The 23007-nt window shown below is 55.8% G+C and carries 22 protein-coding genes, 1 tRNA gene and 1 riboswitch; of the genes, 11 read left to right on the top strand and 12 right to left on the bottom strand.

The window, feature by feature from the left end; translation table 11 throughout:
* Positions 1-46 precede the first annotated feature (46 nt).
* Positions 47-682 carry a glutathione transferase gene (gene yfcF / locus ACSOSI_RS22720; protein WP_476706211.1) on the bottom strand — a complete coding sequence of 212 codons (636 nt, stop codon included), beginning with the start codon at positions 680-682 and terminating at the stop codon, positions 47-49.
* Between the two features lie 171 nt (positions 683-853).
* On the opposite strand from yfcF, the gene ACSOSI_RS22715 reads away from it, so the two are divergent.
* Together ACSOSI_RS22715 and ACSOSI_RS22710 are read left to right on the top strand one after the other, a co-directional pair.
* Complete coding sequence (locus tag ACSOSI_RS22715; RefSeq protein ID WP_476706210.1) at positions 854-1570, top strand: HPP family protein; 717 nt, start codon at positions 854-856, stop codon at positions 1568-1570.
* A gap of 165 nt (positions 1571-1735) precedes the next feature.
* On the top strand, positions 1736-2350 hold the full coding sequence (locus ACSOSI_RS22710) for a Fic/DOC family protein (RefSeq protein ID WP_476706209.1): 615 nt from the start codon (positions 1736-1738) through the stop codon (positions 2348-2350).
* On the opposite strand, the gene ACSOSI_RS22705 is transcribed toward ACSOSI_RS22710, so the two are convergent.
* Together ACSOSI_RS22705 and ACSOSI_RS22700 are read right to left on the bottom strand one after the other, a co-directional pair.
* On the bottom strand, positions 2347-2505 hold the full coding sequence (locus ACSOSI_RS22705; RefSeq protein WP_476706208.1) for a hypothetical protein: 159 nt from the start codon (positions 2503-2505) through the stop codon (positions 2347-2349). The genes ACSOSI_RS22710 and ACSOSI_RS22705 overlap by 4 nt on opposite strands.
* Positions 2506-2724: 219 nt before the next feature.
* A tRNA-Ile gene (locus ACSOSI_RS22700) sits at positions 2725-2801 on the bottom strand.
* Positions 2802-2948: 147 nt separating this feature from the next.
* On the opposite strand from ACSOSI_RS22700, the gene mug reads away from it, so the two are divergent.
* Entirely contained in the window at positions 2949-3437 is a 489-nt protein-coding gene (mug, locus tag ACSOSI_RS22695; RefSeq protein ID WP_261422944.1) for a G/U mismatch-specific DNA glycosylase, read from the top strand.
* Between the two features lie 118 nt (positions 3438-3555).
* On the opposite strand, the gene ACSOSI_RS22690 is transcribed toward mug, so the two are convergent.
* From ACSOSI_RS22690 to rpsU, 4 genes are all read right to left on the bottom strand, one after another.
* Positions 3556-3711 carry a YegP family protein gene (locus tag ACSOSI_RS22690; protein WP_017894064.1) on the bottom strand — a complete coding sequence of 52 codons (156 nt, stop codon included), beginning with the start codon at positions 3709-3711 and terminating at the stop codon, positions 3556-3558.
* Between the two features lie 224 nt (positions 3712-3935).
* The gene (rpoD, locus tag ACSOSI_RS22685) at positions 3936-5771 is read right to left on the bottom strand and encodes an RNA polymerase sigma factor RpoD (protein WP_017894063.1); all 1836 of its coding nucleotides are present in this window, start codon (positions 5769-5771) and stop codon (positions 3936-3938) included.
* Between the two features lie 158 nt (positions 5772-5929).
* Complete coding sequence (dnaG, locus tag ACSOSI_RS22680; protein WP_012146996.1) at positions 5930-7678, bottom strand: DNA primase; 1749 nt, start codon at positions 7676-7678, stop codon at positions 5930-5932.
* Positions 7679-7814: 136 nt separating this feature from the next.
* A complete protein-coding gene (gene rpsU / locus ACSOSI_RS22675; RefSeq protein WP_001144069.1) occupies positions 7815-8030 on the bottom strand; it encodes a 30S ribosomal protein S21 in 216 nt (71 codons plus the stop codon).
* 324 nt (positions 8031-8354) lie between these two features.
* On the opposite strand from rpsU, the gene tsaD reads away from it, so the two are divergent.
* Positions 8355-9368 (top strand): tRNA (adenosine(37)-N6)-threonylcarbamoyltransferase complex transferase subunit TsaD, encoded by a 1014-nt coding sequence (gene tsaD, locus ACSOSI_RS22670; protein ID WP_153858921.1) that lies wholly within the window; start codon positions 8355-8357, stop codon positions 9366-9368.
* A 34-nt stretch (positions 9369-9402) separates the two neighbouring features.
* Here the strand turns inward: tsaD and plsY are convergent, their stop codons facing one another.
* A complete protein-coding gene (gene plsY / locus ACSOSI_RS22665) occupies positions 9403-10041 on the bottom strand; it encodes a glycerol-3-phosphate 1-O-acyltransferase PlsY (RefSeq protein WP_115183683.1) in 639 nt (212 codons plus the stop codon).
* A 107-nt stretch (positions 10042-10148) separates the two neighbouring features.
* Between plsY and folB the strand changes: the two genes are divergently transcribed.
* Positions 10149-10508 (top strand): bifunctional dihydroneopterin aldolase/7,8-dihydroneopterin epimerase, encoded by a 360-nt coding sequence (gene folB / locus ACSOSI_RS22660; protein ID WP_006320572.1) that lies wholly within the window; start codon positions 10149-10151, stop codon positions 10506-10508.
* Positions 10509-10639: 131 nt separating this feature from the next.
* Positions 10640-11464, top strand: a complete 825-nt coding sequence (bacA, locus tag ACSOSI_RS22655) for an undecaprenyl-diphosphate phosphatase (RefSeq protein WP_012146993.1) — start codon at positions 10640-10642, stop codon at positions 11462-11464.
* Positions 11465-11503: 39 nt separating this feature from the next.
* Here bacA and ACSOSI_RS22650 read toward each other — a convergent pair whose 3' ends face one another.
* Together ACSOSI_RS22650 and ACSOSI_RS22645 are read right to left on the bottom strand one after the other, a co-directional pair.
* Positions 11504-12748: a multifunctional CCA addition/repair protein gene (locus ACSOSI_RS22650; protein ID WP_261099296.1), complete on the bottom strand. Its 1245-nt coding sequence runs from the start codon at positions 12746-12748 to the stop codon at positions 11504-11506.
* A 123-nt stretch (positions 12749-12871) separates the two neighbouring features.
* The gene (locus ACSOSI_RS22645) at positions 12872-13492 is read right to left on the bottom strand and encodes a TIGR04211 family SH3 domain-containing protein (protein ID WP_012146991.1); all 621 of its coding nucleotides are present in this window, start codon (positions 13490-13492) and stop codon (positions 12872-12874) included.
* 280 nt (positions 13493-13772) lie between these two features.
* On the opposite strand from ACSOSI_RS22645, the gene ACSOSI_RS22640 reads away from it, so the two are divergent.
* From ACSOSI_RS22640 to yjeH, 4 genes are all read left to right on the top strand, one after another.
* Positions 13773-15080 carry a CYTH domain-containing protein gene (locus tag ACSOSI_RS22640; RefSeq protein WP_476706207.1) on the top strand — a complete coding sequence of 436 codons (1308 nt, stop codon included), beginning with the start codon at positions 13773-13775 and terminating at the stop codon, positions 15078-15080.
* Positions 15081-15125: 45 nt separating this feature from the next.
* Entirely contained in the window at positions 15126-17963 is a 2838-nt protein-coding gene (gene glnE, locus ACSOSI_RS22635; RefSeq protein WP_112363702.1) for a bifunctional [glutamate--ammonia ligase]-adenylyl-L-tyrosine phosphorylase/[glutamate--ammonia-ligase] adenylyltransferase, read from the top strand.
* A gap of 93 nt (positions 17964-18056) precedes the next feature.
* Positions 18057-19487 carry a bifunctional D-glycero-beta-D-manno-heptose-7-phosphate kinase/D-glycero-beta-D-manno-heptose 1-phosphate adenylyltransferase HldE gene (gene hldE, locus ACSOSI_RS22630; RefSeq protein ID WP_012146988.1) on the top strand — a complete coding sequence of 477 codons (1431 nt, stop codon included), beginning with the start codon at positions 18057-18059 and terminating at the stop codon, positions 19485-19487.
* A 25-nt stretch (positions 19488-19512) separates the two neighbouring features.
* The gene (gene yjeH, locus ACSOSI_RS22625; RefSeq protein ID WP_017894056.1) at positions 19513-20766 is read left to right on the top strand and encodes an L-methionine/branched-chain amino acid transporter; all 1254 of its coding nucleotides are present in this window, start codon (positions 19513-19515) and stop codon (positions 20764-20766) included.
* 29 nt (positions 20767-20795) lie between these two features.
* On the opposite strand, the gene ubiK is transcribed toward yjeH, so the two are convergent.
* Complete coding sequence (ubiK, locus tag ACSOSI_RS22620) at positions 20796-21074, bottom strand: ubiquinone biosynthesis accessory factor UbiK (RefSeq protein ID WP_012146986.1); 279 nt, start codon at positions 21072-21074, stop codon at positions 20796-20798.
* 146 nt (positions 21075-21220) lie between these two features.
* Positions 21221-21382, top strand: a riboswitch (FMN riboswitch).
* A 110-nt stretch (positions 21383-21492) separates the two neighbouring features.
* Between ubiK and ribB the strand changes: the two genes are divergently transcribed.
* Positions 21493-22146, top strand: a complete 654-nt coding sequence (ribB, locus tag ACSOSI_RS22615; protein ID WP_012146985.1) for a 3,4-dihydroxy-2-butanone-4-phosphate synthase — start codon at positions 21493-21495, stop codon at positions 22144-22146.
* 62 nt (positions 22147-22208) lie between these two features.
* Here ribB and zupT read toward each other — a convergent pair whose 3' ends face one another.
* On the bottom strand, positions 22209-22976 hold the full coding sequence (gene zupT, locus ACSOSI_RS22610) for a zinc transporter ZupT (protein ID WP_261277183.1): 768 nt from the start codon (positions 22974-22976) through the stop codon (positions 22209-22211).
* Positions 22977-23007: the final 31 nt, after the last annotated feature.

Here is a 23007-nt window from a genome sequence, read left to right as displayed (position 1 = left end):
TGTTTCTCGATAATTGAGAACGGCGGCGTCGTGGCCGCCGGTTTTTTTAGCCGCGCATTTTCTCCGGCAGTGCCAACCAGGCCTGCACCGAAGGACGTTGCCACTGTTTCTGCGCATAGTGGCGAATGTTTTCCGGCACCGCATCACCGTGTATCACCAGCCGATTGAGCATCAATGCCAGATCGGTATCGGCAATGCACCATTCCCTGAACAGATTATCCTGGCCGTGGCTCAGCATTTTTTCGACGGCGGCGATCAGCTTGTTGGCGTCAGCCTGTGCGGCGGTGGACAGCGGGGGAAACTTGCCCTTGCCGAAAACGGCCTCGGTCGAGCGTTCGGCGCGAAGGTTCTGCAGATCGCTGCGTAGCCATGCCTGGACTTCCCGGGCCTTGGCGCGTTGTTTAACGTCGCGCGGATATACCGGGTGGGCCGGGTGGATCTCATCGAGATATTCATCAATGGCCGAGGACTCCGAGAGTTGAAACTCACCGATCACCAGCGCAGGGACTCTGCGTGTCAATGACAGCGCTGCATAGCTTGCCGCTTTGTTTTCTCCCTGTGACAGGTCGACCGGTTTAACGGTAAAGGGAATGCCTTTCTCCGTCAGGGTAATAAACGCCGACATGGCATAGGGGCTGAAAAATTCGGCATCGGTATAGAGTTCGGCAATCGGCTGAGACATTGGGTTTTCCTCAAGGCAAAGGGATGCGAACTTTGATAATTGCCGAGCAGTGGCTAAAGATCAATCTGTTAGCGGAAAGTTATTTCAACGGCGACCCGCACTGCGGGCGGTGGTTGCCGACGTTGTGATATATTTGTTGCTATTAAGTTGATTTTGGCAGCGCGAAGTAACATGAAGAAGCAGTGGATAGAGAGTTTGAAACTAGGGTGTGCTCGTTTGTGGCCGCATCCCTTAGCCGTAAGCAAAAAAGAGATATTGCTTTCCAGCGTTGGCGCCGGATTGGGGCTGATGATTTCCGGTTGGATCAGCCATTTTGTTCTGGGCGAAGTGAACCTGTGGTTTATTGCGCCGATGGGAGCTTCCGCCGTGCTGCTTTTTGGCGTGCCGAACAGCCCATTGGCACAGCCATGGTCCATCGTCGGGGGCAATATGTCGGCCGCAGCGGTGGGGGTCAGCACCAGCCTGCTGATAGCCGATCCCGGTCTGGCCTGTGGAGTGGCGGCGGCATTGGCGATTGGGTTAATGTTCAAACTGCGTTGCCTGCATCCTCCCGGCGGCGCGGTCGCGCTGACTGCGATCCTCGGTGGGCCGGGTATTCATCAATTGGGCTATAGCTTCGTGCTGTACCCGGTGCTGTTGAACTCGGTGTTATTGGCGCTGCTGGCGATTATCTTCAATAACCTGGCCGGACGACGCTACCCGCACCCTCTGGCCTCGGCCGAGGCCAAGCCAGCCAATCTGCCGATTGATGCGGTGTCCATTACCCGCGCCGATCTGCATGAGGCACTAATGCAGGGTGAACTGTTTGATATCGATGAAGACGACCTGCAGGAAATCCTGCTGCGTGCCGAACAGTTGGCTCACCAGCGGCAGACTGGAAAAACCTGACCGTACTAACGGTCGGAAATAAAAAACCACCTTGAGGATTAATCCTGAGTTTAAAGTTTTCACGGCTCGAGATTTACGTCGGACCTGTAAGATACTGATGGAGGAGGCAGGGATCAGTAAAGAACGTATGCAACGTTGTGAACTTGTTTGGGGGGAGGTAATCGCTTGTCAAAATATGAGATTAATTCAGCAGAAGAGCGTTATCAGCCTGGCTCTGGTGATTTGGTACTGACAAACAAGTTAGGGATCACTGATGTGGATGAAATGGAGTCGCTGGAGGCGGGCTTGCTGTTAATGCTGTATGAACAGTTATTTATCGAAGGCCAACCGCCTAGAACACTGACTTTTGAGCATATAGGCAGGTGGCATCACCAATGGTTGGGGAATGTGTACGATTGGGCAGGGAGACTGCGAAACACTAATCTGACTAAAGATGGTTTCCAGTTTGCCGCTGCTGACAGGATCCCGCTTCTTATTGATGGCTTTGAGAAACAGTTTCTCGCCCACTCTGGTGAGCTGAAATCTCTGGCTCGCCCGGAACAAGTTCGTTATCTGGCTGAATGTCACGTGGAGTTTATTTTGATCCACCCATTCAGAGAAGGCAACGGACGTCTGTCGCGATTGCTTTGCGATGTGTTGGCTGTTTTGGCGGGAAAGGGCTTGCTGGATTACAGCTTATGGGATGAACACAAAGCCTTTTACTTTAAGGCAATTCAAGCTGGAGTATCAGGGAACTACAACCCCATGATGCAACTGGTGAGCGACATTTTGCCAGATTAACGGGCGAGACCAACGGCTTTCGCCTGCGCCAGATTTTTCTTGAGTTGCTGCTCAATTTTTTGCACGGAAACACCGGTTTCGATAGCGGTTGAGCTGGCGACGGCGCGGTAGATTTGAGTTTTAGTTATCTGATTATGTGCTGTTTTCTTTGTCATGCTGAAAACCTCGTTGTTTCTGTCCAGATTCTAGTTCTGTTAGGGACGCCAAGCAAGGCTGATATCCGGTCAGCGAGTAACCCGCAAAGCGCGGGTCCTTTTATGTCTAAAGAAAGTGACGATAAAAAACTATCGCCATTTCATCACCATGAAAATCAGGGCAACAAAAAAGCCACTTCGTGTGAAGTGGCTTAATGTGCTGTTATATCAGCTAAAATTTGGTGGCCCCTACTGGACTTGAACCAGTGACCAAGCGATTATGAGTCGCGTGCTCTAACCAACTGAGCTAAGGGGCCAAGCGGCGAGATTATACGGTAATCCTCCGGCGCAGGTCTACTGTTAACCATCTGTATGTTGCTTTTATGCGCAGTTCTAGCCTGTTGTAATTGCTGGCGGATTTTGCGATAACCGCTGTAAATCCCTTTAATGGACTCTCGAACCTTATGGAACTCCTGGCACCCAACCTGCGGGTCGTGTTTTGCGGCATCAACCCTGGCCTGTCCTCGGCCCATCAAGGCTACCCTTTCGCTAACGGCAGTAACCGCTTCTGGAAGGTAGTGCATCAGGCCGGTTTTACCGATACTCAGTTAGCGCCTGAGCAGTGGCAACAGCTGCGGGATACCGGTTGTGGCATCACTGCGTTGGTGGCGCGGCCCACGGTGGCGGCCAGTGAGGTGACGCGTGAGGAACTGCTCAGCGGCGGTGAGGCGTTAAAGGAAAAAATTCTGCGTTACCAGCCGCGTGCGCTGGCGATTTTGGGCAAGCAGGCGTTCAGCAGTGCCTTTGGGGTGAAAAATGCGGCCTGGGGCCGTCAGGAGATGACGATTGGCAAAACGGAGGTTTGGGTATTGCCTAACCCCAGCGGATTGAACCGTGCCACGCTGGAGCAGCTTACGGAGAGCTACCGCGAGTTGTTCCTGGCTCTGAAATAATTTTTATTGCGGGCATGAGATCGATAATAAGGCTGTGGGGACTGTCAAAGAGCTGCCCCGGCTTTTGCCGCGAGCAGCTTATACTGACTTAATTCAAACCAAACTAATAGAGCAGCGACTACCCTGGATAGCCGTTACGCTTGGCATTGGCAATGCAATCGGAACGGTTCTTATAACCCTCCGTAGATGCGCCGACAATCTTACCGTTAGGTGCAGTACGGCGCCAACGCCATTCATTGCGATTGTCTTGATAAAACTCCCATTTGTCATTCATCAAAATCATTCCTTTTATTTGATATCTCTCAGTAACGTTCTTAAGACAATTACCTCGTGTTTTAACGGAAACCGTAAAACACTATTAATATGGTGTTTTTTTGACCGCCGCTCAAGGCCTTTTTTATTGTGTGGTTACTGGTGTTTTGAGGCATAAAAAAACGGCTTCCTGTTAAAGAAGCCGTTTATTGTCAAAGCTTAAAGTTCGATCAACCGAACCAAACCTTAGTCGTCCAGGAAGCTACGCAGCACTTCGGAACGGCTTGGGTGACGCAGTTTACGCAGCGCTTTGGCTTCGATCTGACGAATACGCTCACGGGTAACGTCGAACTGTTTGCCCACTTCTTCCAGCGTGTGGTCGGTGTTCATATCGATACCGAAACGCATACGCAGCACTTTCGCTTCACGGGCGGTCAGGCCGGCCAGAACGTCGTGCGTGGCAGAGCGCAGGCTCTCCGAAGTAGCAGAATCCAGCGGCAGCTCGAGGGTGGTATCCTCGATGAAATCGCCCAGATGTGAATCTTCATCATCACCGATCGGCGTTTCCATGGAGATCGGCTCTTTGGCGATCTTCAGCACTTTGCGGATTTTGTCTTCCGGCATCAGCATGCGTTCGGCCAGCTCTTCCGGCGTCGGTTCGCGGCCCATCTCTTGCAGCATCTGGCGCGAAATACGGTTGAGTTTGTTGATGGTCTCAATCATATGCACCGGAATACGGATGGTACGCGCCTGGTCGGCGATAGAGCGGGTGATAGCCTGACGGATCCACCAGGTGGCGTAAGTTGAGAACTTATAACCACGGCGATATTCAAACTTGTCTACCGCTTTCATCAAACCGATGTTGCCTTCCTGGATCAGATCCAGGAACTGCAGACCGCGGTTGGTGTATTTCTTGGCGATAGAAATAACCAGACGCAAGTTGGCTTCAACCATCTCTTTCTTCGCACGGCGGGCTTTCGCTTCACCGATAGACATGCGACGGTTAATGTCCTTCACCTGCTCGATGGTCAGGCCGGTCTCTTCTTCGATCTGACGCAGTTTCTGCAGGCTGCGCTGCACGTCATCCGCGACGTCTTTGAGCTTTTCTGACCATGGCTTGGCCATTGCCAGCGCTGCTGCGAACCAGGTATCACTGGTTTCGTTGCTGGAGAACAGGGTAACGAAGTTTTTCTTCGGCATTTTGCACTGCTCAACGCACAGCTTCATGATGATACGTTCTTGAGTACGAACGCGGTCCATCATGATGCGCATGCTGTTAACCAGGAAGTCGAACTGTTTTGGCACCAGGCGGAACTGCTTGAACACTTCAGACAGCTTCAGAATTTCTTCTGCTGCGCTGGCGTGGCTGCGGCCGTTCTTTTTGATGACTACACGAGTCGCTTCATACTGATCGCGCAGATCGGCGAATTTCTGACGAGCCAGCTCTGGATCGATGCTGTTGTCATCTTCTTCTTCGTCTTCGTCGTCTTCTTCTTCGTCATCTTTCTGCTCTTCGGTCGACAGCTCAGAACCGACGTGCGTTGCGGTAGGAGCGATGTCTTCTTCCGCGTTAGGATCGACGAAGCCGGTGATCAGATCGGACAGGCGAGCTTCGCCCGCTTCGACGCGATCGTACTGCTCCAGCAAATAGGTAATGGCTTCCGGGTACTCGGCAACCGAGCACTGAACCTGGTTGATGCCGTCTTCAATGCGCTTGGCGATGTCGATTTCGCCTTCGCGCGTCAGCAGTTCAACGGTCCCCATTTCACGCATGTACATGCGCACCGGGTCGGTGGTACGGCCAATTTCAGACTCAACGCTGGACAACACTTGAGCAGCCGCTTCCGCCGCATCATCATCGGTGTCGGTGGTGTTCTCGGCCAGCATCAGGTCATCGGCGTCCGGTGCTTCTTCCAGCACCTGGATGCCCATGTCGTTAATCATCTGGATGATGTCTTCGATCTGGTCGGAGTCGACGATATCTTCCGGCAGATGGTCATTGACCTCAGCATAGGTCAGATAGCCTTGCTCCTTACCACGGGTGACAAGTAGCTTTAGCTGTGACTGCGGGTTTTGCTCCATAAGACGGTATCCACACTTCAGAGTATTGGGGTTGGTGTCGGTCGGCGAAACCGCCAACAATAGCATTTGGGGCGTTTTTGTTGTTGCCGCGGCCCACTGTGGCGGCATATTGCAGGGCTCTGCCCTCGCATTTATCGGCACTTAAGCCGTTTAGGTATTCAGTTTTTCTTCGCTAGCACTTGGTTAAGAGAACGGACTTCTTCACGTTCTTCCGGGCTGAGGCCATGTGTTCTGGCCTGGGCGATCAATGTCTCCAGCCGTTGCTCCAGTACCGAGTCATATAGGCTGGCCAAGGTGTCCAAAAAGGTCTGTTCGACCCTTTCCTCAACGATCATATGGTTCCATGTCGCCAGGGTTTCAAGCTGCTGGCTCAATTTGTTGTCGCGATACTGCTCCAACAACTGGCCGGTAGTCAGGCCCGGCTGAGCTAAACAGGTCTGCACCAACTCGACAAACAGCGGTAAACCGGCCTGTTTGGTCTGCTCCAATCCCTCGAGTGAAGGGATAAGTGTAGCCAACTGCGGATTTTGTACCAGTAACCCTATTAGTATACGCATGGTTGTGCGTTTTAGCTGGGGCGCCTGATAGGTATTCGCATTTTCAGCCTGTTTGGGCATCAGCTTGTCTAGCTGGCTGTCATCGAGCAGGCCAAGCTTGCTGCCGAGCTGTTGACGCAGGTACAAGCGCAACGTTTCGCCCGGCACCTGAGTAATCAGCGGTAGCGCCAGCGTGCTCAGCTTGGCGCGGCCGTCCGGGCTGCTCAGATCAACCTGTGGCATCAGGGTTTCGAACAGGAAAGTGGAAAGCGGCTGCGCCAGCTCCATCCGTTGTTCGAAGGCCTCTTTGCCTTCTTTGCGTACTAATGTGTCCGGGTCTTCGCCATCAGGCAAAAACATAAACCGCAGCTGACGCCCGTCATTGAGATAGGGCAGCGCGGTTTCCAGTGCGCGCCAGGCCGCTTCACGACCGGCCCGGTCACCGTCATAGCAACAGACCACGTTGTCGGTGGCGCGGAACAGCAGCTGAATATGTTCAGCCGTCGTTGAGGTTCCGAGCGAGGCGACGGCATAATCAATGCCGTATTGCGCCAACGCCACCACGTCCATATAGCCTTCCACTACCAGCAAACGCTGCGGGGTAGGGTGGTTCTGCTGCGCTTCATACAGGCCGTACAGTTGACGACCCTTGTGGAATACTTCAGTTTCCGGCGAGTTCAGGTATTTCGGCATGCCGTCACCCAACACGCGTCCGCCAAAGGCGATCACTCGCCCACGCTTGTCGCGAATAGGGAACATTACGCGTTCACGGAAACGATCGTACGAGCGTCCTTGATCGTTAGTCACCAGCATGCCGGCATCGTTCAATGCACTACGGCTGTCGGCGTCGCGACCAAAACGCTTTAAGGCATTATCCCAACCGGCAGGTGCAAAGCCGATGGCAAAATGGCGGATAACATCGTCACTCAACCCGCGCTGTTGCAGATAATTACGCGCCGGCGCACCGGAAGGTTGATGCAGTGACTGTTGATAGAACGAACTGAGCTGTTCCATCAGTTGATACAGGCTTTGGCGCTGATGACGTTCGATTTGGGTCGGCCCGGAACCTGCCTCGTAAGGCACTTCCAGTCCGTGCATGGTTGCCAGCTCTTCGATGGTTTCGACAAACTCAAGTCGGTCGTAATTCATCAGAAAGTCGACGGCGTTACCGTGCGCACCACAACCAAAACAGTGATAAAACTGCTTTTCACCATTAACGGTAAATGAAGGCGTTTTTTCGTGGTGGAACGGACAGCACGCGTGATAGTTCTTGCCCTGCTTCTTGAGCTTTACCCGGGCGTCGATCAGATCGACGATGTCGGTGCGAGCCAGCAAGTCATTGATAAATACACGCGGAATTCGTCCAGCCATAAGCCCTTACTTTACTAGCCTATAAACGAGAACAAGCCGCGCATTCCTTTCGGAAAGCACGGCCTTCGTATGCAACTACTCGGTCTGCGCGATTTTTAAAATCAGAAATTCACGCGGCGGGGTTGCCCCCGAAGAATTAATACAGACGAGTGCGGCGTGCGTTTTCGCGAGCCAGTTTCTTCGCGTGACGTTTCACAGCAGAAGCTTTAGCGCGCTTACGTTCGGTAGTCGGTTTTTCATAGAACTCACGACGACGAACTTCAGCCAAAACGCCCGCTTTTTCGCAAGAGCGTTTGAAACGACGCAGAGCAACGTCAAATGGCTCGTTTTCACGTACTTTAATTACAGGCATGTGCCTCTCACCTCAATAAAATTCGGTTTGCTGCTGGCCAAGCGCCAGCAATTTCAAAATGGTGCGGAATTTTACTTCAACGGATGCTGCTTTGTAAAGCACCACAGCAAATTGAACCTGCGGCCACCCTGGTAAAACATGCGCAATTTTGCATCGGGCGCTGATTATAGACTAATCAGAAAAAAATGCTCGTTTTTAATCAAACGGCATTTATGGCTGGAATCATCAACATAGCCCAGAGGAGCCGACAAGATGCGCCGCACTGGCGGTAAACCGGCCTGTTTGTGCTAAACTGGCGGCCGCACGTGAATGATGGGAAATGTAATGCGAGTACTGGGTATAGAAACCTCCTGCGATGAAACCGGAATTGCAGTGTATGACGATCAGGCCGGTTTATTAGCGAATCAATTGTACAGCCAGGTGAAGCTGCACGCCGACTACGGTGGTGTGGTGCCGGAACTGGCTTCCCGCGATCATGTGCGTAAAACCGTGCCCTTGATTCAGGCGGCATTGAAGGAAGCGAACCTGACCGCGGCCGATATCGACGGCGTTGCCTATACTGCCGGGCCAGGCCTGGTGGGGGCGCTGCTGGTGGGCGCGACCATTGGTCGTGCGCTGGCGTTTGCCTGGGGCGTGCCGGCAGTACCGGTGCATCACATGGAAGGCCACCTGCTGGCACCGATGCTGGAAGACAATCCACCGGCGTTCCCGTTTGTCGCGCTGCTGGTTTCCGGCGGCCATACCCAGTTGATCAGCGTGACCGGCATTGGTCAATACGAACTGCTGGGCGAATCGGTCGACGATGCGGCGGGTGAAGCCTTCGACAAAACGGCCAAGCTGTTGGGGCTGGACTATCCCGGCGGGCCAATGCTGTCGAAAATGGCGCAGCAGGGTACCGCAGGCCGTTTCACCTTCCCACGGCCAATGACCGATCGGCCGGGGCTGGATTTCAGTTTCTCCGGGTTGAAGACCTTTGCCGCCAACACCATTCGTTCCAACGGTAATGACGATCAGACGCGTGCGGACATTGCCCGGGCGTTTGAAGATGCGGTAGTGGATACGTTGGCGATCAAATGCAAACGTGCGCTGGAGCAAACTGGTTTCAAACGGCTGGTTATGGCCGGCGGCGTCAGTGCCAACCGCACGCTACGTACCAAAATGGCGGAAATGCTGCACAAACGCGGCGGTGAGGTGTTCTATGCCCGTCCGGAGTTCTGCACGGATAACGGCGCAATGATCGCTTATGCGGGTCTGGTACGGTTGCAGAGCGGTGCCAATCCGGAACTGAGCGTTTCGGTGCGACCGCGTTGGCCGCTGGCTGAATTGTCTGCGGTATAAATAGTCGAAGGCCGGAGAGCTCCGGCCTTTTTGATTACTCTTCTTTTTTTTCTTCCTGCTCTGCCGCGTCGGTTTTCTTCTTGCGGAAGACACCCCAGATTTTTCCTTCCTGGCCACGCCACAGGCGCTGAATATTGTCGTGGTGCCGCATCAGGATCAGGCACGACAGCATCGCTACCGGGAAGGTGAACTGCGGTTTGAACCACCAGACGTAGAACGGAGCAATCAGCGCGCTGATAATCGCACCCAGCGAAGAATAGCCGCTGAGCAGCACGGTCAGCAGCCAGGTGCCGGTCATCAGGCCGGTAAGATCCCAGCCGATCGGTGCTATGGCACCAAACGCCGTTGCCACGCCCTTACCGCCGCGGAAGTGGAAGAATACCGGGTAGATATGTCCCAGACAGGCGGCGATCGCCGTCAGGCCCAGATACAGCGGCGGGACATCAAGTTTGTATGCCAGCCAGACCGGCAGCATCCCTTTGAGAATATCGAATACCAGCACCGCCGCCGCAGCTACGCGCCCGCCGATACGCAGGACGTTGGTCGCTCCTGGATTCCCTGAGCCATTTTCACGCGGATCGGGCAGCCTGGCGATCCGGCAAACCAGGATCGCACTGGAAATTGAGCCACACAGATACGCGAAGATAATCATGCCAAGCGCGGTAGCACTCATAACGCGGTTCCGTTTAATAAGGGTCGTTTTACTCGCAACATATATGGATAATACCCATATTCCGCTGGAAGTGGTATCCGGCAAGGCCAAAAACAGAGAATGACGTGATGGATATCGTATTTATAGAAGAGCTTACCGTAATTACTACCATTGGCGTTTATGACTGGGAACAAAACATTCGTCAGAAGCTGGTGTTCGATATCGAAATGGGCTGGGACAATCGCCAGGCGGCCGCCAGTGACGATGTGAATGACTGCCTGAGCTACGCCGATATCAGTGAAGCCATCATCCAGCACGTGGAGCCCAATCGCTTTGCGTTGGTGGAGCGGGTTGCAGAGGAAATATCTGAAATATTACTCCAGCGCTTCAATTCCCCGTGGGTCCGTATTAAGGTCAGCAAACCGGGCGCTGTTGCACATGCCAGCCGGGTTGGGGTGATCATTGAACGTGGCACCCGGCCGGTGTGAGGTTCTGTCATACCTGTGCAACTAAAGGTCATTAAATTGGTCTGAACCTGAGAATTGTTTTAGCGGCAATGTATTGAACACTGCCGCTTTTTTATGTTTATAGCCGTAAATTTATAGGGTGATCGAAGCACATGGCGGACATGCATTCACTGTTTATTGCGTTTGTTCTTGGGGTGGTCGAAGGGTTAACTGAATTCTTACCGGTGTCTTCAACCGGGCACATGATTATTGTCGGCGAGTGGCTGGGTTTCACTGGCGATAAGGCCAAAACTTTTGAGGTGATCATCCAGCTGGGGTCGATTCTGGCGGTAGTGGTGATGTTCTGGCGTCGCCTGTTCGGGCTGATCGGCATTCATTTCGGTGGTAAGCCGGTTGAGCATGAAGGCAAAACGACGGGCCATTTGAAACTGGGCCATATTCTGCTGGCGATGATCCCGGCGGTGGTGCTGGGGCTGCTGTTCCATGACGTTATCAAGTCGCTGTTTGCACCGAAAAACGTGATGTATGCGCTGGTAGTGGGTGGTTTCCTGCTGCTGGCAGCGGAATGGTTGAAGCCGAAAAAGCCGAGTGCTGAAGGGCTTGATGACATCACCTACCGCCAGGCGTTTATGATTGGTTGCTTCCAATGTCTGGCACTGTGGCCGGGCTTCTCCCGCTCAGGTTCCACCATTGCCGGTGGCATGCTGGTGGGCGTGAATCGTTACGCGGCTGCGGAGTTCTCATTCATTCTGGCGGTGCCGATGATGATTGGTGCCAGTGGGCTGGATTTGTACAAGAGTCTGCACTTCCTGACGATGGGCGATTTACCGATGTTTGCAGTCGGCTTTGCCACTGCTTTCGTGGTAGCACTGATCGCGATCAAGACCTTCCTGACGCTGATCAAACGCATCTCGTTTGTGCCGTTTGCCATCTATCGCTTTATCGTGGCCGGCGTGGTTTACATGGTCTTCATGTAAGCCGAGCATCAATAAGAAACCCCGCGCTGCGGGGTTTTTTTATGCCTGATCGAGAGGGATATCCTGAGTTTGTTTCCACTCGGCCAGCGCTTGTTGGCGGCGGCGTTTCAGCTCGTCGCGGACAGCCAGCCCTTGCAGGCCGCTGGCCACCACCTCTTTGACCGATACCGCATTCGCCACCTGAAACGCCTGGCGCAGATAGTCGCCCTGCGGATAAGGGTTGTTTTCAAAGCCGGTACGGCCGCGAGCGTCGGCTTCGCTGGTGAGGATCATCTGTTCCAGCCGCTGCGGTTTGCGCCAAACATCGACCGCATCAAACAGTTTCAGCAAGGTCTCAGGGCGCAGCTTGTTTACCGTATGGATCAGATCGTGATATTCGGCAACCAGCTTGGCCAGATCGCGCACAGGATTGGGGACTCGCAGCCGCCGGCACAGTGCTTCGACCAACAGAACGCCCGCCGGTCCATGACCGTGGTGATGCGGCCAGAGCTCTTTTGGCGTCTGCCCCTTGCCGAGGTCGTGACAGAGTGCGGAGAAGCGCACGTCCACTTCAGGGCTGAGCTGGGCAGCGATAGCCAGCGTCATCAGGGTATGAATGCCGGTGTCGATCTCCGGGTGCCATTTGGCGGGGGCCGGTACGCCGAACAGCGCGTCGATCTCCGGGAACAGCACGCCGAGCGCCTCGCAGTCACGCAGTACCTGAAAATAGACCTGTGGACTCTGGCTTTGCAGCGCCTTCTCGGTTTCTTTCCATACCCGCTCGGCCGTCAGCGCGGCCAGTTCACCACTGCGTGCCATCTGACGCATCAACTCGGCGGTTTCCGGCGCGATGCTAAAACCCAAATGGGCGAAGCGGGCGGCGAAACGCGCCACGCGCAGTACACGCAACGGATCTTCACCAAAGGCATCGGACACGTGGCGCAGTACTCGCGCTTGCAGGTCGGCCACGCCGTTGAAAGGGTCGATCAGCTCACCGTCGGCGCTGCGGGCAATGGCGTTGATGGTTAAATCGCGCCGTTGCAAATCTTCTTCCAGCGTTACGTCCGGCGCGGCGTAGCAGGTAAAACCGGTATAGCCCTGGCCGGATTTCCGCTCGGTGCGCGCCAGCGCATATTCTTCATGTGTCTTGGGGTTGAGAAACACCGGGAAGTCTTTACCGACCTGTTGATAGCCCAGGGCTGTCAGCTCGGAAGGCGCAGCACCTACCACCACCCAGTCGCGGTCGACTACCGGTATCTCAAGCAAGCTGTCGCGGACGGCACCGCCGACCAGGTAAGTCTTCACTGTTAACTCCTGAATTTATCCTAAGGCTCTGTTGACCAGATTACCTCAATTAGCGGGGCGCTGCCGAAACCAATAAAAAGGGCGCCCCGCAGGCGCCCAATCTCAAACCGAACGATACTTTAATCAGTTCATCCAGCGGTTGTTGCTTTTACGACGCGGGATCAGGTGTGGTAACAGCAGACCCAACAGCAGGCCTACGCCAGCCACGCCGCCGCCGTACATAAACCACTGCAGGATAATGGTGCGCTGTTTGTCGTCGAGCTGCAGGTTAACCGCGTTAACCTTTTTCTGCGCCACTACCAGCTGGTTTTTCAGATCCTGGTTTTCCTGCTGCAGGCCGCTGATGGTGCTGTCACTGCCGGCCACTTTCTGCTGCATTTCAGCGGTACGCTGGTTCCAGCTGTTGTCGATATTGGCCAGTTTATCGGTCAGGGTTTTGACCTGCTGCTCCAGCGCGGGCACCTGAGTGCGCAGGCTTGGGGTCTGGCTAAGCTGATCCAACGGGATCCAGGTGTTGCGGCCCTTGGCATCGCGGATCTGGCCATAGTTGGTGCTGTCGTTTACGCTCAACAGGGTCACTTCTTCACCGGCGTTCAAGGTGCCGACAATACGGTACTGATTACCCGGGCCGCTGTGGACGTAAGTATTCAATTCATCGGAGATATAGCGTTTATCTTCGGCATGGGCGCCCCAAGTGATGCTGAAGCTCAGCACGGCAAGGCAAATCAGGCGTAATTTCTGCATTAGTTCATCGTTTCTGTGTGAATTTATGGGAACGATAGTAGAGCGTTCAGTCTGACGACGCAACGCTAAAACCGGAATGAGAACTATCTTACTGTGGCAGATTCTGTGAGTTGCGCAGCGTTTTATAACGTAACAGGTTTTTTCTGCAGTTAGCAGGGTTAAGGCGCCGGGAATCGCGGTAAGATAACGGCAACTGTGCGTCACCGGGCAGAACGTGGCAGGCCAGGCCCGCCGCCGTGAAGGCTGACGCGAATGCGTAACTTATTGGTGTAAAAGACTTATGACCGTTGAAATAGAACTGAAATTTATTGCCACCCCGGATGCGGTTGCCGCCTTGCCGCAGCAACTGGCTGCCTGGCCGAATCAGCATTCCGCACCGCAAAAACTGACCAATATTTATTTCGAAACCGCCGACAATTTCCTGCGTGGTCAGGATATGGGGTTACGTATCCGCGGGTTCGACGACAGTTATGAAATGACTATCAAAACCGCCGGCAAGGTGGTGGCGGGCTTGCATCAGCGTCCGGAATATAATGTGGCGATTGCCACGCCGGAGCTGGCGCTGGATCGGTTCCCGGCAGATATCTGGCCGCAGGGTTGTGATATCCCGGCGTTGCAGCAGGCGTTACAACCGCTGTTCCGCACCGATTTCGTGCGTGAGAAGTGGGTGGTCACTTACGGTAAGAGCGAGATTGAGGTTGGTCTTGACCAGGGTGAAGTGAAAGCCGGTGAGCTGAGCGAAGCGCTGTGCGAAATCGAACTGGAATTGAAAGAAGGCAATACCGCCGATTTGCTGGCGCTGGCCAACGCACTGGCGGAGCACGGCGGCCTGCGTCAGGGCAGCCTGAGCAAGGCGGCGCGGGGTTATCATTTGGCGCAGGGCAACGTCCCGCGCGAACGTCATCCATTGGCGGTATTGAAACCGGCCGCGAAATCCAGCGTTGAGCAAGGGATGATAGCCAGTTTCGAACTGGGTTTGAGCCATTGGCAGTATCACGAAGAACTGTGGTTGCGTGGCGATACTCAGGCCCGTCGTTCCGTGATGGAGGCGATTGCGCTGATCCGCCAGGCACTGGTGATTTTCGGCGGCCTGGTCCCCCGCAAGGCCAGCGCCGATCTGCGCGCCCGGCTGACTGCACTGGAGCCGCTGCTGATTGATAAAACCACTCAGCCACAGGAGTTGTGCTATAGCGCGGAATATCTGCAATGTAAGTTGGCGCTCACATCGTGGTTGGTGACCGCTGCCTGGAAACCTTTTATCGATGCCAAGGCGCAGGCCAAGCTTGACGGTTCCTTCAAACGTTTCAGCGACATTATGCTGGGGCGCAGCGCCGCCGAGTTGAAAGAAGCCTTTACCCGCACGCTGAACGATGACGAATACGAGGAACAGCTGCCGCGTCTGACGCGTCAGGTCTCGGCATTTATCCTGCTGTCTGGGGCTTACCCTGACGACGAAACCGGCCCTTACATTGACGGCTGGCGCGAGCTGCAACTGGCGGTGGCCGAACGGCGCCAGGGCTGGTACGAAGGCAGCCGCAAGCAGGCCTTATCGCATGCGCCATTCTGGTTAAACGGCGCGCTCCGCTAACTAAGCTGGCCTGCCAGGCGCAGGCCTTCGATTGGATCATTCACTATGTTGCCACTTTCAGCAGCGTTACAGACTCAGGCACAGAACATCGTGCAGCGTTTTCAGGAAACTCAGGGCGCGGACTGCGCGCTCAGCAGCCAGGAACTGTGGGTTTTGGCGTCGAGCGACTTTGTCTGCGACATGTTGCAGAGCCAGCCGGAATGGCTGGCGACGCTGCGCAAGCAACCGCCGGTGGCGGACGAGTGGCAACATTATGCCGCCTGGCTGCAGGATGATTTGGAAGAGGTGCGTGACGAAGCGCAACTGATGCGTGCACTGCGCCTGTTTCGCCGCGAGACGCTGGTCAGGATCGCCTGGGCGCAGGCGCTGGGCCAATGCAGCACGCAAGAAACGCTGTTGCAGCTGAGTGGGCTGGCGGAAACGCTGATTGTCAGCGCCCGCGACTGGCTGTACCAAACCTGCTGCCGTGAGTGGGGCACTCCATGCAATGCTCAGGGCGTGCCGCAGCCGTTGCTGATCCTCGGTATGGGGAAATTGGGCGGCGGTGAACTGAACTTTTCGTCCGATATCGATCTGATCTTTGCTTACCCGGAAAACGGCCAGACCCAGGGCGGGCGGCGTGAGCTGGATAACGCCCAGTTCTTCACCCGTCTGGGGCAGCGGCTGATCAAGGCGCTGGATCAGCAAACCATCGACGGCTTCGTCTATCGCGTGGATATGCGGCTGCGGCCGTTCGGCGACAGCGGCCCACTGGTGATGAGCTTCGCCGCGCTGGAAGATTATTACCAGGAGCAGGGCCGTGACTGGGAACGTTATGCGATGGTCAAGGCGCGGCTGATGGGCGGCTCGGAAGACGCCTACAGCGAAGAACTGCGCAAAACCCTGCGGCCGTTTGTCTTCCGTCGCTATATCGATTTCAGCGTGATCCAATCGCTGCGCAATATGAAAGGCATGATCGCCCGTGAAGTCCGGCGGCGCGGGCTAAAAGACAATATCAAACTGGGTGCCGGTGGCATCCGCGAAATTGAATTTATCACCCAGGTATTCCAACTGATCCGCGGCGGGCGTGAGCCGGCGTTGCAAGGGCGCTCGTTGCTGCCGACGCTACAGGCGGTGGGGGAACTGGGGCTGCTGGAGCCGCAACAGGTACAGGCGATGAGTGCCAGTTACCTGTTCCTGCGCCGGCTGGAAAACCTGCTGCAGGCGATTGCCGATCAACAAACGCAAACGCTGCCGCAAGATGAACTCGATCAGGCGCGGCTGGCCTGGGGCATGGGGTTCGACGACTGGTCGGCCCTGCTGCTGGCGTTGGATAACCATATGCAGGCGGTCAGGGCGGTATTTAACGACCTGATTGGCGATGATAGCCCCGACGTTGGCGAAGATCCCGATTATCAGCACTATCACAGTCTGTGGCAGGACGCGCTGGAAGAGAACGAACTGGCCCCGTTGACGCCACATCTGGATGAAGAGGCGCGCAGACAAATGCTGCGCACCATCGCTGAATTTCGGCATGACGTCGACAAACGCACCATCGGCCCGCGCGGTCGTGATGTGCTCGATCAACTGATGCCGCGCCTGCTGGCGGAAGTCTGTCCGCGTCAGGACGCGCCGACCGCACTGCTCAGGCTGACCCAGCTGTTGCTGAGCATCGTGACCCGTACCACCTACCTTGAGCTGCTGGTGGAATACCATGCGGCCCTTAGCCATTTGATTCGCCTGTGTGCCGCTTCGCCGATGGTGGCCAACCAGCTGTCGCGTTATCCGCTGCTGCTCGATGAGCTGTTGGAGCCGGCGACGTTGTATCAGCCGGTGGCCCCGGATGCCTACCGCAGCGAGCTGCGCCAGTACCTGCTGCGGGTGCCGGAGGACGACGAAGAGCAAAGGCTGGAAGCGCTGCGCCAGTTCAAACAGGCGCAACAGCTGCGTATTGCCGCCGGGGATATCTCTGGTGCGCTGCCGGTGATGAAAGTGAGCGATCACCTCACCTATCTGGCGGAGGCGATTATCGACACCGTGGTACAGCAGGCGTGGAACGATATGGTCGCACGCTATGGCCAGCCAACCCATTTGCAGGAGCGTGAAGGGCGCGGTTTTGCGGTGATTGGCTACGGCAAGCTGGGCGGTTGGGAACTGGGTTACAGTTCCGATCTTGACCTGGTGTTTATCCTCGATTGTCCGCCAGAGGTGATGACCGACGGCGATCGCAGCATTGACGGCCGTCAGTTTTATCTGCGTCTGGCACAGCGGGTGATGCACCTGTTCAGCACCCGTACCTCGTCCGGTATTTTGTATGAAGTGGACGCCCGCCTGCGGCCGTCGGGTGCGGCCGGCATGTTGGTCAGCACCGTCGAAGCCTTTGCCGATTATCAGCAGAGCGAAGCCTGGACCTGGGAACATCAGGCGCTGGTACGGGCACGCATCGTGCATGGCGATCCGCTGTTGCATCAGCAGTTTGATGTTATCCGCCGGGAGATCCTGTGCAAACCGCGTGACCTGGAAACGCTGAAACGCGAGGTGCGTGAGATGCGTGAGAAAATGCGCAATCACCTTGGCAACAAGCAGCGTGAACTGTTTGATATCAAAGCCGACGAGGGCGGGATCACCGATATCGAATTTATTGCCCAGTATCTGGTCTTAGGCTATGCGGCCGCCGAACCGCGCCTGACGCGCTGGTCTGATAACGTGCGCATTTTCGAACTGATGGCCAATTACGACATCATGCCGGAAGAGGAAGCGCGTGCGCTGACTCAGGCTTACGTCACCATGCGCGATGAGATCCATCATCTGGCGTTGCAGGAGCATTCCGGCAAGGTTGGCAATGGGCAATTCGCCGCCGAACGTGAACAAGTCCGCGCCAGTTGGGCGAAGTGGCTGGGCTGAGCAGGCCGGTTGCGCAATACGTTTTGCAGCTATTACAGACGTCTGTGGTAATATCTGCGCCACTAAAATTTTGTACTTTTTTGGAGTTATCGGATGAAAGTTACACTGCCTGATTTTCGCCGCGCCGGGGTATTGGTGGTGGGTGACGTCATGTTGGATCGCTATTGGTATGGGCCGACCAGCCGCATTTCACCGGAAGCGCCGGTGCCGGTGGTCAAGGTTGAAACCATTGAAGAGCGTCCCGGCGGTGCGGCTAACGTAGCGATGAACATTGCTTCGCTGGGCGCCAATTCACGCCTGGTGGGCCTGACCGGTATTGATGATGCTGCGCGGGCGCTGAGCGCCAAGCTGAATGAAGTCAACGTGCGCTGTGATTTTGTCTCGGTGCCGACGCACCCGACCATCACCAAGCTGCGCGTGCTGTCGCGTAACCAGCAATTGATCCGTCTCGATTTCGAAGAAGGTTTCTCAAACGTCGATCCGCAGCCGCTGTTGGAACGTATCCAGCAGGCATTGCCGCAGATTGGCGCACTGGTGCTGTCAGATTACGCCAAAGGCGCGCTGAGCCAGGTGCAAAGCATGATCCAACTGGCGCGTGCCGCCAAGGTGCCGGTGCTGATCGATCCAAAAGGTTCTGATTTTGAGCGTTATCGCGGTGCAACGTTGCTGACGCCAAACCTGTCCGAATTCGAAGCGGTGGTCGGTCACTGCAAAGACGAAGCCGAACTGGTTGAGCGCGGCATGAAGCTGGTGGCGGACTTTGAGCTTTCTGCACTGCTGGTCACCCGTTCCGAGCACGGCATGACGCTGCTGCAGCCGGGCATCGCGCCGCTGCATTTGCCCACTTTGGCGCAGGAAGTGTTTGACGTTACCGGTGCCGGCGATACCGTTATCGGCGTGTTGGCCGCGGCACTGGCTGCCGGCAACACGTTGGAAGAGTCCTGTTTCCTGGCCAATGCCGCAGCCGGCGTGGTGGTAGGCAAACTGGGGACTTCGACCGTTTCACCAATCGAGCTGGAAAACGCGGTACGCGGCCGGGCTGAAACCGGCTTTGGCGTAATGACCGAGGCCCAATTGAAAACCGCCGTGGCGCAAGCCCGTCAGCGCGGTGAAAAAGTGGTGATGACCAACGGCATCTTCGACATTTTGCATGCCGGTCACGTCTCTTATCTGGCCAATGCCCGCAAGCTGGGCGATCGCCTGATTGTGGCGGTGAACAGCGATGCTTCCACTAAACGTCTGAAAGGCGAAACCCGTCCGGTCAACGCGCTGGAAAACCGCATGATTGTACTGGGTGCGCTGGAAGCGGTGGATTGGGTGGTGCCGTTCGAAGAAGATACGCCACAACGCCTGATCGCCGATATCCTGCCGGATCTGCTGGTGAAAGGCGGCGATTACAAGCCTGAAGATATCGCCGGTAGTACCGAGGTATGGGCCAATGGCGGCGACGTAAAAGTGCTGAACTTTGAAGACGGCCTATCGACCACCAACATCATCAAGGCAATCAAAGACGGGCGTGGCTAACGTTCGCTGAAAACGGCGGTGGGCAGTGAGTGGACTGAAGCAAGAGCTGAGTTTGGCGCAGGGCGTTGGGCTATTGTCCACTTCACTGCTGGGTACCGGCGTATTTGCCGTTCCGGCTTTGGCAGCACAGGTGGCACAGGGCGATAGTCTGTGGGCCTGGCCGCTGCTGATTATCCTGGTTTTCCCGATCGCCATTGCCTTTGCGGCTTTGGGCCGCCATTTCCCCAGTGCGGCTGGTGCCGCGCATTTTGTCGGGCTGGCCTTTGGTCCGCGCATGGCGAAAGTCACCGGCTGGCTGTTTTTGTCGGTTATTCCGGTTGGCCTGCCGGCGGCGCTGCAGATTGCCGCCGGTTTTTGGCAGGCCACTTTCGGCTGGAGCGCCAATGGCCTGCTGTTGGTGCAAATTGCCACGCTGGTGATGATTTGGTTTTTAGGCACGCGCAGCGCGGGCTCCAGTGCCAATATTCAAACGCTAATCGCCGTTCTGGTGGTAGCGCTGGTGGCCGCTATCTGGTGGCGTGGCGACATCTCACTGTCCCAAATTCCCTGGCCGGCAATCAACGAAATCTCCTCGCCCAATCTGTTCCATGCGCTGGCAGTGATGTTCTGGTGCTTTGTGGGCCTGGAGGCATTTGCCCATCTGGCGACCGAGTTTCGTAACCCTGAACGCGATTTTCCGCGTGCACTTCTGTTTGGCATGTTGGTCGCCGGGGCGGTGTACTGGGGCTGTACCGTGGCGGTGCTGCATTTCCACGCCTACGGTGAGCATCAGGCGGCGGCTGCGTCATTGCCGGGTATCGTGGTGCAACTGTTTGGTCAGCATGCGCTGTGGGTGGCCTGTATCATTGGCTATCTGGCCTGCTTTGCCAGCGTTAATATCTATACCCAAAGCTTCGCCCGGCTGGTGTGGTCACAGGCGCAGGATCGTCCGGCCAGCGCGCTGGCCAGGCTGTCTGCCGGACAGGCACCGGTCAATGCATTAAGCGCGGTGGTGGGCAGCTGTTTGCTGTTCACTTTGCTGATTTATACGCTGAAGCTGCCGCTGGATACGCTGCTGGTGTATGCCAATGGCATCTTTGTGCTGATCTATTTGCTGTGTATGCTGGCGGGCTGTCGAATTTTGCACGGGCGTTCGCGGCTAATGGCGGCGACAGGATTAGGGCTGTGTGTGCTGTTGATGGTGATTATCGGCTGGAAAAGCCTGTATGCGCTGGGAATGTTCGCGCTGATTTGGCTGGTGTTGCGGCTTAAGGCTCAGGCGGCGCTCAAACCGCAATAAGGGCGCAGTATCGCGCCCTTAACGGTAACTTATTCGGCGTCTGGCTGTTGCGCAGCAGGCGTGGCGTTCAGCTTGCTTTCCAGCTCGCTCATACGCTGTTCCAGCAACGCCAGTTTTTCACGGGTGCGCAGCAGTACCTGGGTCTGCACGTCGAACTCTTCGCGGTTGACCAAATCCAGACGGGTGAGCTGTGACTGCAACACCTGACGGATTTTCTTCTCAACGTCTTCCCCGAATTCGCGCACGCCTTTAGGCATGGACTCATGCACCTGACGTGCGATCTGTTCAATTTTTTTCGGGTCAATCATGGCGTATCCCTTTCAGAGTTTAATTGCTGTTGCCTAGTGTAATGCGAGTTGCCCGCCGGATAAACTATTTAACCGCATTCCCTGCGGCTGGCCGAATTGTGCTTTTGCCAATTGCCCTGATTAATCATTAGCGTTATAGTCGAGAGGCTTATTCTCAGGGCGGGGTGCAAGTCCCCACCGGCGGTAAATCACCTTCTACGGTGAAAGCCCGCGAGCGCTCAGCCAGTCTCTTGCAGTTTGGTTAGAGGTCAGCAGATCCGGTGTAATTCCGGGGCCGACGGTTATAGTCCGGATGGGAGAGAGTAACGGTATCTGCCGGGTTTGCGCCCGCTTGCGTTATTTTTTTAGCTATTGCTAGCTACTCCTCAAGATCGCCCTGGTTCTGGTAATCCATAATTTTCTAATGAGGTTTTTTACCATGAATCAGACCCTACTTTCAGATTTCGGCACGCCGGTAGAACGCGTAGAACGCGCTCTTGAAGCATTGCGCAATGGGCGCGGTGTGATGGTGCTCGATGATGAAAATCGTGAAAACGAAGGTGATATGATCTTCGCCGCAGAAACCATGACCGTTGAGCAGATGGCGCTGACCATTCGCCACGGTAGCGGTATTGTGTGCCTGTGTCTCACCGAAGAACGTCGTCAGCAGCTTGAGCTGCCGATGATGGTGACCAACAACTCCAGCCAGTTCCAGACCGCCTTCACCGTGACTATCGAAGCGGCGCAGGGTGTGACGACCGGTGTTTCCGCGTCCGATCGCCTGACCACCATTCGCGCGGCGGTAGCCGATAACGCCAAGCCGAGCGATCTGAACCGCCCTGGCCACGTGTTCCCACTGCGTGCGCAGCCGGGTGGCGTCCTGAGCCGTCGTGGTCATACCGAAGCGACTATCGATTTGGTATCAATGGCCGGTTTCAAACCTGCCGGCGTGCTGTGTGAACTGACCAACGATGACGGCAGCATGGCGCATGCGCCAGAAGTTATCCTGTTCGCCAAACAGCATGATATGACCGTGCTGACCATCGAAGATCTGGTGGCCTACCGCCAGGCACACGAGCAGAAAGCCAGCTGATATCGGACTGATTTTCTGAATATAAAAAAGCCGCGAATGCGGCTTTTTTTGGCTTAAAAGGCTTAACCGATCCCGCCGCTTTGCAATAACGTCAGGCTGAATCCCATCACCGCCATTCCGCACAGCACGCCGTAACTCGGGTTATTGTTCGGATCAATTTCTTTCGCCAACGGCATCAGCTCATCGACCGACAGCGCCACCATAATACCGGCGACTGCCGCCATAATCGACGCCATCACCACCGGCGATATCATCGGGCCGAGCAGCAGAAATGCCAGCACGCCGCCGAGAATTTCCGCCATGCCGGAAATACCCGACCACAGCAACGCCTTGGTCTTTGAGCCGGTCGCGGCATAAACCGGCCCGGCGACCGCCAGACCCTCAGGGATATTGTGAATGGCGACGGCCAGCGCGATGCCCATCCCCAGTTCCAGATCGGCGCTGGCGGTCACGAAGGTGGCGATGCCCTCCGGAAAGTTGTGCAGGCTGATGCCTAGCGTCAGCAGCACGGCAGTGCGTTTCAGGTTGTGCGGCTGGAGTGGTTTCTGCAGTAAATCTTGCGGGTGCTGGTGTGGCAGCATCCGGTCCAGCGCAAAATAACCCAGCAGGCCAAGCATGAACATGCCGTAGCCCAGCATGGGCGACATGCCCTGGGTGTGCAGCGCCGCGGGCAGCATTTCCATCAGCGATATCAACAGCATAATCCCGGCGGCAAAGCCGAGTGCAAACGCCAACATTCGGTTGGATGGCTTCTGGCCGATAATGCCGAACAGGGCACCGACAAAGGTGGCGCCGCCGGCCAGCAAGGTCAGGAGTAGCGGTACGGACATGGTTGTCTCCCTTATGCTGAAATTGTTGTTT

Source organism: Serratia sp. AR11 (assembly GCF_056376275.1).
The sequence above is the reverse complement of the archived record's forward strand: the minus strand, read 5'-3'. Positions and strand labels throughout refer to the sequence as shown.

Bases quoted from the DNA above. Each gene is read 5' to 3' on its own strand.
- ACSOSI_RS22645 (WP_012146991.1), bottom strand. From the start codon at position 13,492: ATGCAGAAATTACGCCTGATTTGCCTTGCCGTGCTGAGCTTCAGCATC.
- ACSOSI_RS22705 (WP_476706208.1), bottom strand. From the start codon at position 2,505: ATGACAAAGAAAACAGCACATAATCAGATAACTAAAACTCAAATCTAC.
- hldE (WP_012146988.1), top strand. From the start codon at position 18,057: ATGAAAGTTACACTGCCTGATTTTCGCCGCGCCGGGGTATTGGTGGTG.
- mug (WP_261422944.1), top strand. From the start codon at position 2,949: ATGGAACTCCTGGCACCCAACCTGCGGGTCGTGTTTTGCGGCATCAAC.
- ACSOSI_RS22640 (WP_476706207.1), top strand. From the start codon at position 13,773: ATGACCGTTGAAATAGAACTGAAATTTATTGCCACCCCGGATGCGGTT.
- ubiK (WP_012146986.1), bottom strand. From the start codon at position 21,074: ATGATTGACCCGAAAAAAATTGAACAGATCGCACGTCAGGTGCATGAG.
- glnE (WP_112363702.1), top strand. From the start codon at position 15,126: ATGTTGCCACTTTCAGCAGCGTTACAGACTCAGGCACAGAACATCGTG.
- rpoD (WP_017894063.1), bottom strand. From the start codon at position 5,771: ATGGAGCAAAACCCGCAGTCACAGCTAAAGCTACTTGTCACCCGTGGT.
- zupT (WP_261277183.1), bottom strand. From the start codon at position 22,976: ATGTCCGTACCGCTACTCCTGACCTTGCTGGCCGGCGGCGCCACCTTT.
- ACSOSI_RS22690 (WP_017894064.1), bottom strand. From the start codon at position 3,711: ATGAATGACAAATGGGAGTTTTATCAAGACAATCGCAATGAATGGCGT.
- ACSOSI_RS22715 (WP_476706210.1), top strand. From the start codon at position 854: ATGAAGAAGCAGTGGATAGAGAGTTTGAAACTAGGGTGTGCTCGTTTG.
- tsaD (WP_153858921.1), top strand. From the start codon at position 8,355: ATGCGAGTACTGGGTATAGAAACCTCCTGCGATGAAACCGGAATTGCA.
- plsY (WP_115183683.1), bottom strand. From the start codon at position 10,041: ATGAGTGCTACCGCGCTTGGCATGATTATCTTCGCGTATCTGTGTGGC.
- rpsU (WP_001144069.1), bottom strand. From the start codon at position 8,030: ATGCCTGTAATTAAAGTACGTGAAAACGAGCCATTTGACGTTGCTCTG.
- yfcF (WP_476706211.1), bottom strand. From the start codon at position 682: ATGTCTCAGCCGATTGCCGAACTCTATACCGATGCCGAATTTTTCAGC.
- folB (WP_006320572.1), top strand. From the start codon at position 10,149: ATGGATATCGTATTTATAGAAGAGCTTACCGTAATTACTACCATTGGC.
- dnaG (WP_012146996.1), bottom strand. From the start codon at position 7,678: ATGGCTGGACGAATTCCGCGTGTATTTATCAATGACTTGCTGGCTCGC.
- bacA (WP_012146993.1), top strand. From the start codon at position 10,640: ATGGCGGACATGCATTCACTGTTTATTGCGTTTGTTCTTGGGGTGGTC.
- ribB (WP_012146985.1), top strand. From the start codon at position 21,493: ATGAATCAGACCCTACTTTCAGATTTCGGCACGCCGGTAGAACGCGTA.